A 7,668-nucleotide genomic window follows, 5' to 3' on the forward strand; every position below is an offset into this window, starting at 1 on the left:
CGCTGCCTTCGGTGTTGCCGACGGCGGTGCGTGAGCTGATTCGCTACGTGCGGCCGCCGTGGCTGCGCCGCTGGGCCCGCGACGGCTACGGCTGGTTGCAACCCCGCCTGTCCCCGATAGCCAGGTCCGCGTTGCCGCCCCGCTTGACCGTCGAATACCTGGAACAAACCCGCGGCGCAATCGATTTCAATCGGCCGGGCATCCCGATCGTGGCGTCGCTGCCGTCGGTGCACATCGCCGAGACATACGGCAAGGCGCACCACGGGCGCGCGGGGACCGTAGCCGCGATCACGGACTGGGCGCAGCGCCAAGACATTCCGTTGGTGGATCTCAAAGCCGCTGTCGGCGAACAGATTATGAGTGGACGTGGCAATCCCGACGGCATTCACTGGAATTTCGAAGCCCACCAGGCGGTGGCGGAACTGATGCTCAAAGCGCTCGCCGAAGCCTTGCAGGCAGCTAAAGTACCGACCCAGAAACCTCTCGGCTGAAGCATGCCTGTCCTCGTGGTCACCGACTCGTCGTCGCGGCTGTCGGCAGACATGTGTGAAAAGTGGGCGATCCGGGTGGTTCCGCTGCACATCTTGCTCGACGGCGTCGATCTGCGCGACGGTGTGGACGAGATCCCCGACGACATCCACAAGCGCCACGCCACCACCGCGGCGGCCACTCCGGCCGACCTCTGCGCCGCTTACCAGCAGGCGCTGGCCGACAGCGGCGGGGATGGGGTTGTGGCAGTGCATATTTCGTCAGCGTTGTCGGGAACCTGCGCCGCCGCGCAGCGGACGGCGGCCGACCTCGGCGCGGCCGTGCGGGTGGTCGACTCCAGGACGACCGCGATGGGCACCGGTTTCATCGCGCTGGCCGCCGCGCGAGCAGCGGCAGGCGGTGCGGACCTGGACGCCGTCGCGGCCGTCGCCGGCGCCGGGGTGCGCCGTAGTCATGCGTTCATGGTGGTGCACCGCCTGGACAACCTGCGGCGCAGTGGGCGGATCGGTGGGGCCCAAGCGTGGCTGGGCACCGCGCTGGCGCTCAAGCCGCTGTTGCGCATCGACGACGGCAAACTCGTTCTGGCCCAACGGGCACGCACCGTCAGCCACGCGACGGCGGCGATGATCGACCGCGTCTGCGAGGTGGTCGGCGAGCGCTCCGCTGCTTTAGCGGTGCAGCATGTCGCGAACCCCGACGGAGCGAACGAAGTGGCCGCCGCGCTGGCACAGCGGTTGCCGGCCTGCGAGCCGGCGATCATCAGCCCGCTGGGACCGGTGCTTGCTGTGCACGTCGGCGGCGGGGCCGTCGCGGTGTGCGTAGACGTCGAGGGCTGACCCAGCCCTGCGGCTAAGTCGTCGCCTTCGGCCGGCCGTAGTCGCCGCGAGGATGCACAACCCGCGGCCACCAGAACCAGCGGCCCAAAAGCGTTGCGATCGAGGGCATCAGCAACGTGCGCACGATCAGCGTGTCAAGCAGTAGACCGATGCAGACGGTGGACCCGAACTGACCGAGCACGGTCAACTCACTGCCCAGCATGGCCGCCATGGTGAAGGCGAACACCAGGCCCGCGGCGGTCACCACACCACCGGTGCCGGCCATCGATCGGATGATGCCCGTTTTGAGTCCGGCGTGGATCTCTTCCCTGAACCGGGAGACCAGTAGCAGGTTGTAGTCCGACCCGACGGCCAACAGGATGATGACGGACAGCGCCATCACGATCCAGTGGATCCGGAAGCCGAACAGGTTCTGCCAGATCAGCACGGACAGTCCGAAGGACGCGGCGATGGAGCTGGCCGCGGTGCCCACGATCACCAAAGCGGCAACGACGCTTCGGGTGAGCAGCAGCATGATCATGAAGATCAGCGTCAGCGACGCGACCACCGCGATCATCAGGTCGTATTTAGCGCCGTCGTGCATGTCCTTGAACGTCGCGGCGGTTCCGCCGAGAAAGACCTTGGCGTCGGACAGCGAGGACTGTTTCAGCCCCTCCTGCGCGGCCGTCCGCTCGGCATCGACCCGTGAAATACCTTCCGGCGTCATCGGATCGCCCTGGTGGGTGATGAAGAAGCGCGCCGACTTGCCGTCCGGCGATAAGAACATGCGCAGGCCGGTTTGGAAGTCGGGGTTTTGGAATGCCTCAGGGGGCAGGTAGAACATGTCGTCGTTCTGCGACTGGTCGAAGCTTTGCCCCATGACGATCGCGGTGTTGCTCATGGCCTCGAGCTGGTTGATCAACGCCGAGAACGTCTGATACAGCGTCAGCGTGATGGCCTTGGTGGCCTTCTGCGAAGCGATCAGCGCGGGGAACAGTGTCATCAGCTCGTGCGTGGCCGTCGCGGTGTGCTGGATGTCTGCGGTGAGCTCGTGGAACTTCTCGGCAAGCTGGTCGAAACCGTCGATCGAGTCGAATATGGACCGTAACGAGAAGCAGATGGGGATGTCGTAGCAGTGCTTTTCCCAGTAGAAGTAGGACCTGATCGGCCGCCACATGTCTTCGAAATCCGCAAAGTGATTTCGCAATTCATCGGTGATCTGCGATGTTTCGCCTGTGGTCTTCGCGCTGTCGTCAGCAGCCTGGGAAAGACCTTGCGTCACCGCGTACTGGCGTTCCGTGATGTCGATGTTGGCCTGCAGCTGGTCGGCCAACTTGAGGATGTCGGCTATGCGGTCTTTGAGGAAGGCCATGTTCTGCATGGTCGTTTGGCTCTGCACGCTGTTCTGAAACGGTATGGAGCTGTGCTGAATTGGGATGCCCAGCGGTCGGGTGATGTCCTGGACCATGGCGATACCGACCACCCGCATCACGTTCTTGGCGACTCTGTCCAAGACCAGCATGTCCGCCGTGTTGCGCATGTCGTGGTCGGATTCGACCATCAACATGTCGGGGTTCATCCGGGCCTGTGAGAAGTGCCGATCGGCGGCCGCCTGCCCCAGATTCGACGGGGCACTGGTGGGCAGGTAGTAGCGGTCGTTGTAGCTCGTCTTATAGCCCGGCAGCGCGACCATGCCGATCATGACGACCGCGGCGCTCACCGCCAGAATCGGCAACGGCCAGCGCACCACCGCGGTGCCGACCCGCCCCCACAAGCGGCCCCTCTTGGCCGCCACCTTGGATTCGAAAAGGCCCAACTTGCTGCCCAGAAAGACGATGGCGGGCCCCAGGGTGATCCCGGCCAGCACGACGACCAGCATCCCGATGGCCACCGGCGCGCCCATCGTGTTGAACCACGGCAGCCGCGCGAAGCTCAGGCAGTACGTCGCCCCGGCGATGGTCAGGCCCGACCCCAGTACCACCGGGGCCACCCCGCGAAACATCGTGTAGTAGGCCGTTTCTCGGTCTTGACCGGACCGCCGCGCTTCTTGATACCGGCCGACCAGGAAGATCCCGTAGTCCGTGGCGGCTGCGATCGCCAGCATGGTGAGGATGTTCGCGGCGAACGTGGTGAGCCCGAATGCGTCGTTGTACGCTAGCACCGCGACGACGCCGCGCGCGCACAACAACGAGACAAATGTCATGAACAACTGGATCAAGGTGGTGACGATCGAGCGATAGACCAGCAGCAGCATGATCGCGATCGCGCCCAGGGTGAACAACGTGATCTTGGCCAGGCTGGCGTTCCCGATGACGTGCATGTCGTCGCTGAGCGCCGCCGGACCCGTGACGTAGACGTTCAGCCCGGCCGGTGGCTTGTGGTCTTTGTCTTTGATGACTTCGCGGACCGCCTCGACCGAATTGTTGGCCTGGGTGGTTCCTTGGTTGCCGGCCAGGTTCAACATCACGTAGGCGCCCTTGGCGTCGGCGCTCTGGGCGCCCGCCGCCGTCAACCGGTCGCCCCAGAAGTCCTGGATGTGCTGGATGTGCTTGTGATCCTGCTGCAGTCGGCGGATCAGGTCGGCGTAGTAGCGATGCGCGTCGTCGCCCAGGGGCCCGGCGGGCTCGCCGGGTCGTGTCGGCACACTCTCCAGCACGATCATGATCGTGCTGTTGGAATCGAATTCCTTGAAGTTGTGACCCAGTCGCATCATCGCCTGCATCGACGGTGCGTCCATCGGGGCCATCGGCGCCGAGTGCGCCTCGCCGACGACCTCCAGGGTGGGAACGGCGACGTTGACGAGCACCGTGACGAACACCCAGATCAGCAGGATCGGCACCGCGAACAGCCGGACCATGTGCGGAATGAAGGGCCGGTGCCGGCGCTCGGTGCCGGTGGCGCCCTGGGTGTCGATCGGTCCGGTGATTTCGGTGTCGGGGTGGCTCCTGCTGTTCAGGTCGCTCATGCGGACTTCACCAGGCAGAAGGTTTGCGGGTTGAGGCCGTCGGACTTGCGCTCTTCCCGGACCTGGCCGTCCACGGTGATGCGGCAGCTGATTTGACTGCCGTCACCCTGCACCATGATGTTGGCGCTCACCGAGGGCAGCGTCGTGGAGACGGTGTACGACCAGGGGAGTGGGGCGCCGTTGACCTGGTGGGTGTTGGCGTCGGCGTCCCAATAGTTGATGTTCGCGGTGCTACCGGGTGGGCCGAAGACCTCATAAAGGACGACTTTCGGGTTGAACTGCACAATCTTGATCCCGGCGCCGGCGTTCGCATTGAGGTCTTCCGAGCCGAAAATCTTGTGGATCCGGGACACGACCAATGTGGAGACGCTGAGCACAACCACTAGGACCAGGGGTATCCAGATCCGTTTGGCCCAGCCGATAACGCGACCCAACTCGATCTCACCGCCTTCGCCCGCCCGATCTTGGTTTGTAACGCGCCACCGTAGAGCTTGCTTCCTGCCTCATGGCATCGACAGACTCTTTGTTCGGCTAAGTATGTTAGAGCTTAGAGCCTTAGAGGACGCAAGCGTTCCTCGGGGTCACTACGGGGCCACCCGGCCGGTCACCGGCGGCAGATCGGCGAGCGTGACGATCCCCGGTTTGGCCGCGACCACCGCCGGCACCGCATTGGTGACCGGCATCGCGGTGTAGATCATGCCCAGCCCCATGAACCCGGGCTCGGTCCAATCCTTCGGCGGCAGACAGTGCAGGACGGTGCGCATGTTGGGCAACCCGAACACCTGGATGACGTGGCCGTGCTCGAGCGGTTTGGGCGGAACGACGTGATGACCCATGGTCCAGTTGAATCCGACGCTGACCACGTTGCGGTCGCCTGCCCAGCCGCGGTGGTAGCCGTAGACGCCGCCGACGGTGCCGGCCGGGATCTTCATGAAACCCAGGTCGGAGTCGGCGGAGGCGGTGCTGAAAGCCACGTCGAAGGTCATCTTGTCCAACTTCGCCCCGATCGCATCGGCCATCATGGCTGCCGACTCCGCGAAGACTTCGCTTTCCCGGCGCACGTTCTCGGCCAGCCCGGGAGTGTTCGGATCTTGGGAAAACCCCATCGCCGTCTGGGTTTCCGCCGATTCGTAGGTCGAGCAGTCGACCGACTCGGTGATGCGGATCTCGTCGACGCGCTCGCAGGAGGCGGACAGCACCATGCCGACCATGTTCGTCATTCCGGGGTGCGCGCCGCTGCCGAAGATCGTCGCGCCGCCGCGCTCGCAGGCTTCCAGAATGCGCTGGCGGTCCTGCGGCGTTTGCTTGCCGCCGGTGATCCAGGCCGCGCTGGAGCACACGTTGACTCCCGATTCCAGCAGGCGCACCAGCTCATCGATGTTGGGCCACAACGGGTTATAGCAACACGCGTCGGGGCGCAGCGCGACCAGGGCCTCCACGTCATTGGTGGCTTTCACCCCGGTCGGCTCCGGCCAGCCCGACAGTTCGGCGGCGTCGACGCCGACCTTGTCCGAACCGTGCGCGTACACCCCGACCAGTTCCATGTCGGGCCTGCCGATGAGGGCGTGCAGCGATCGCCGCCCGATGTTTCCGGTGGTCCACTGGATCACCCGCAGCGGACGGTCGGTGCTGGCTGTGCTCATCTGGTGTTCCTTTAGTCGCTGATATCGAATCCGGAGAGGATCTTGGTGGGGTGGACCCGCACCACCATCTCGCCGGGAACCGCGTTGCGGCGGCCGAACTCGTCGGCGCGGTCGGCGCCCATGTAGCGCGCGCCGGTGCGGGTGGCGATGTCCAGTACGTGCGGTGGATCGTCGGCCACTGTCGCCGTGCCCTGCACCTGCACGAAGGAATACGGCGGGTGAGGATCGTCCACGCAGATAGCGATTCGCGGATCACGCTGCAGCGCACGGTATTTCGGCGTGTCGCGGTGGGTGGTGAACACCAGCTCGCCATCGTCGACGACGAACCAGACCGGGGTGACCAGGGGCCGGCCGTCAGCGGCGACGAACGCCAGCATCCCGGTGCGGGTGCCTGCCGAGAGGAACTCGACGACTCGATCCGACAGCGCCGTCATCTACTAGAGCCGCACCAGGCCGTAGTCGCCGACGTGGTCGATCAGGACCTGAAGGTGATCCTGCGAGGAGCCCAGGGTGTGCTCGATCGCGGTGAGCCTGGCCGCGTAGTGACCGACCGGATACTCCGCGGTCATGCCGATCCCGCCGTGCAACTGGATCGATTCCTGCGCGATATGCCGCCCCGACCGGCCGATCTGCAGCTTGGCGCGCGACGCGATCAGCGGGTCGAGGTTGCCGTCGGCGATCGACATCGCGGCATAGAAGCTCATGCTGCGGGCCAGTTCCAGCGACATGTACATGTCCGCGGACCGCTGGGTGAGCGTCTGGAACTTGTTGAGCGTGACGCCGAACTGCTTGCGGGTCTTGAGGTAATCGGTGGTCAGCCGAAGCGCTTCCTCCATCGCGCCGACGGCCTCGGAGCACAGCGCCGACTGGATGCGGATGACGGCGTGAACGATGGCGCGCGACGCGTCTACCGCTTCGCCTAACGGTTCGGCGGGGCTGCGGTCGAAGTCGATCTGCGCGCCGCGCTGTCCGTCGAAGGTCGGGTACGGGTGGCGCGTCACGGCTGTGTTTTCCTGCGAGGCGTCGACCAGGAACAACCCGGCGCCGCCGTCCGGCAATACGGCACTCACCACCAGGGTGTCGGCGCAGTCACCGGCCAGCACCGGGTTCTTGCGTCCGCTGAGCAGCCACGAATCACCTTGTCGCTCAGCGCGAGTGGTGAGATCGGACGTGGCCGTCGCCGGCTTGCGCTGGCCGGGTTCCAGGTGCGCGAAGGCCAGCAGCCGTTGGCCGCCCGCGACCTCGTCCAGCAGTTCTCTCTGCGCGTCGCTGCCCTGCTCGGCGATCAGCGAACCGGGCGCCAGTGCGCCGTGCACGACGGGTTCGGGCGCGAGGCGGCGTCCGATTTCGGTGAGCACGGCCATGATCTCGATCTGGCCCGACTCATCGTCCGGGTCGAACCCCAGGCCGAGAATCCCGATGTCGGCCAGCTGGCTCCATACCTCGCGGCTCCAGCCGAGCTCGGTGTCGATGACCTTGATGCGGCTTTCCGGGTCGTAGCTGCGCGCCAGCAGGTCGCGGGTGGTGTCGCGGAGCAGGGACTGCTCGTCGCTCAACTGAAAGTCCATGGCTGCCTCACAATCCCAGAATGGTGGACGCGATGATGTTGCGCTGTACTTCGTTGCTGCCGCCGTAGATCGACGTCTTGCGGTAGTTGAGGTAGCGCGGAGCGCTTGATTGCGCCCATGGGGGAGAAGCGATTTCGTCACCGTTAATCGGGAGTGCGTCGGGTCCGGCCACCTCGACCAGCAATTCG

General features: G+C 65.2%; 7 protein-coding genes and 1 pseudogene. 2 read left to right on the forward strand and 6 right to left on the reverse strand.

The window, feature by feature from the left end:
* Both VML93_RS27770 and VML93_RS27775 read left to right on the forward strand, forming a co-directional pair.
* Positions 1-491 (forward strand): SGNH/GDSL hydrolase family protein (locus VML93_RS27770; RefSeq protein ID WP_325615468.1); only part of this gene is annotated, 491 nt, incomplete at its 5' end.
* A 3-nt stretch (positions 492-494) separates the two neighbouring features.
* Positions 495-1,325 carry a DegV family protein gene (locus tag VML93_RS27775; RefSeq protein WP_325615469.1) on the forward strand — a complete coding sequence of 277 codons (831 nt, stop codon included), beginning with the start codon at positions 495-497 and terminating at the stop codon, positions 1,323-1,325.
* A gap of 13 nt (positions 1,326-1,338) precedes the next feature.
* On the opposite strand, the gene VML93_RS27780 is transcribed toward VML93_RS27775, so the two are convergent.
* The 6 genes and pseudogenes from VML93_RS27780 to VML93_RS27805 all read right to left on the reverse strand — a co-directional run.
* The gene (locus VML93_RS27780) at positions 1,339-4,269 is read right to left on the reverse strand and encodes an MMPL family transporter (protein ID WP_325615470.1); all 2,931 of its coding nucleotides are present in this window, start codon (positions 4,267-4,269) and stop codon (positions 1,339-1,341) included.
* Positions 4,266-4,703: an MmpS family transport accessory protein gene (locus VML93_RS27785; RefSeq protein ID WP_325615471.1), complete on the reverse strand. Its 438-nt coding sequence runs from the start codon at positions 4,701-4,703 to the stop codon at positions 4,266-4,268. The genes VML93_RS27780 and VML93_RS27785 overlap by 4 nt, the downstream gene beginning before the upstream one ends.
* Positions 4,704-4,853: 150 nt before the next feature.
* Positions 4,854-5,912 (reverse strand): dihydrodipicolinate reductase, encoded by a 1,059-nt coding sequence (locus VML93_RS27790; RefSeq protein ID WP_325615472.1) that lies wholly within the window; start codon positions 5,910-5,912, stop codon positions 4,854-4,856.
* A gap of 11 nt (positions 5,913-5,923) precedes the next feature.
* Positions 5,924-6,346, reverse strand: a complete 423-nt coding sequence (locus VML93_RS27795; protein ID WP_325615473.1) for a PPOX class F420-dependent oxidoreductase — start codon at positions 6,344-6,346, stop codon at positions 5,924-5,926.
* 3 nt (positions 6,347-6,349) lie between these two features.
* Complete coding sequence (locus VML93_RS27800) at positions 6,350-7,480, reverse strand: acyl-CoA dehydrogenase family protein (protein WP_325615474.1); 1,131 nt, start codon at positions 7,478-7,480, stop codon at positions 6,350-6,352.
* A 7-nt stretch (positions 7,481-7,487) separates the two neighbouring features.
* Positions 7,488-7,668, reverse strand: a pseudogene (locus tag VML93_RS27805) (acyl-CoA dehydrogenase); the annotation flags it as partial.

It is taken from the genome of Mycobacterium sp., from assembly GCF_035499775.1.
Taxonomy (GTDB): Bacteria; Actinomycetota; Actinomycetes; order Mycobacteriales; family Mycobacteriaceae; genus Mycobacterium.

Bases quoted from the DNA above. Each gene is read 5' to 3' on its own strand.
- VML93_RS27795 (WP_325615473.1), bottom strand. From the start codon at position 6,346: ATGACGGCGCTGTCGGATCGAGTCGTCGAGTTCCTCTCGGCAGGCACC.
- VML93_RS27775 (WP_325615469.1), top strand. From the start codon at position 495: ATGCCTGTCCTCGTGGTCACCGACTCGTCGTCGCGGCTGTCGGCAGAC.
- VML93_RS27780 (WP_325615470.1), bottom strand. From the start codon at position 4,269: ATGAGCGACCTGAACAGCAGGAGCCACCCCGACACCGAAATCACCGGA.
- VML93_RS27790 (WP_325615472.1), bottom strand. From the start codon at position 5,912: ATGAGCACAGCCAGCACCGACCGTCCGCTGCGGGTGATCCAGTGGACC.
- VML93_RS27800 (WP_325615474.1), bottom strand. From the start codon at position 7,480: ATGGACTTTCAGTTGAGCGACGAGCAGTCCCTGCTCCGCGACACCACC.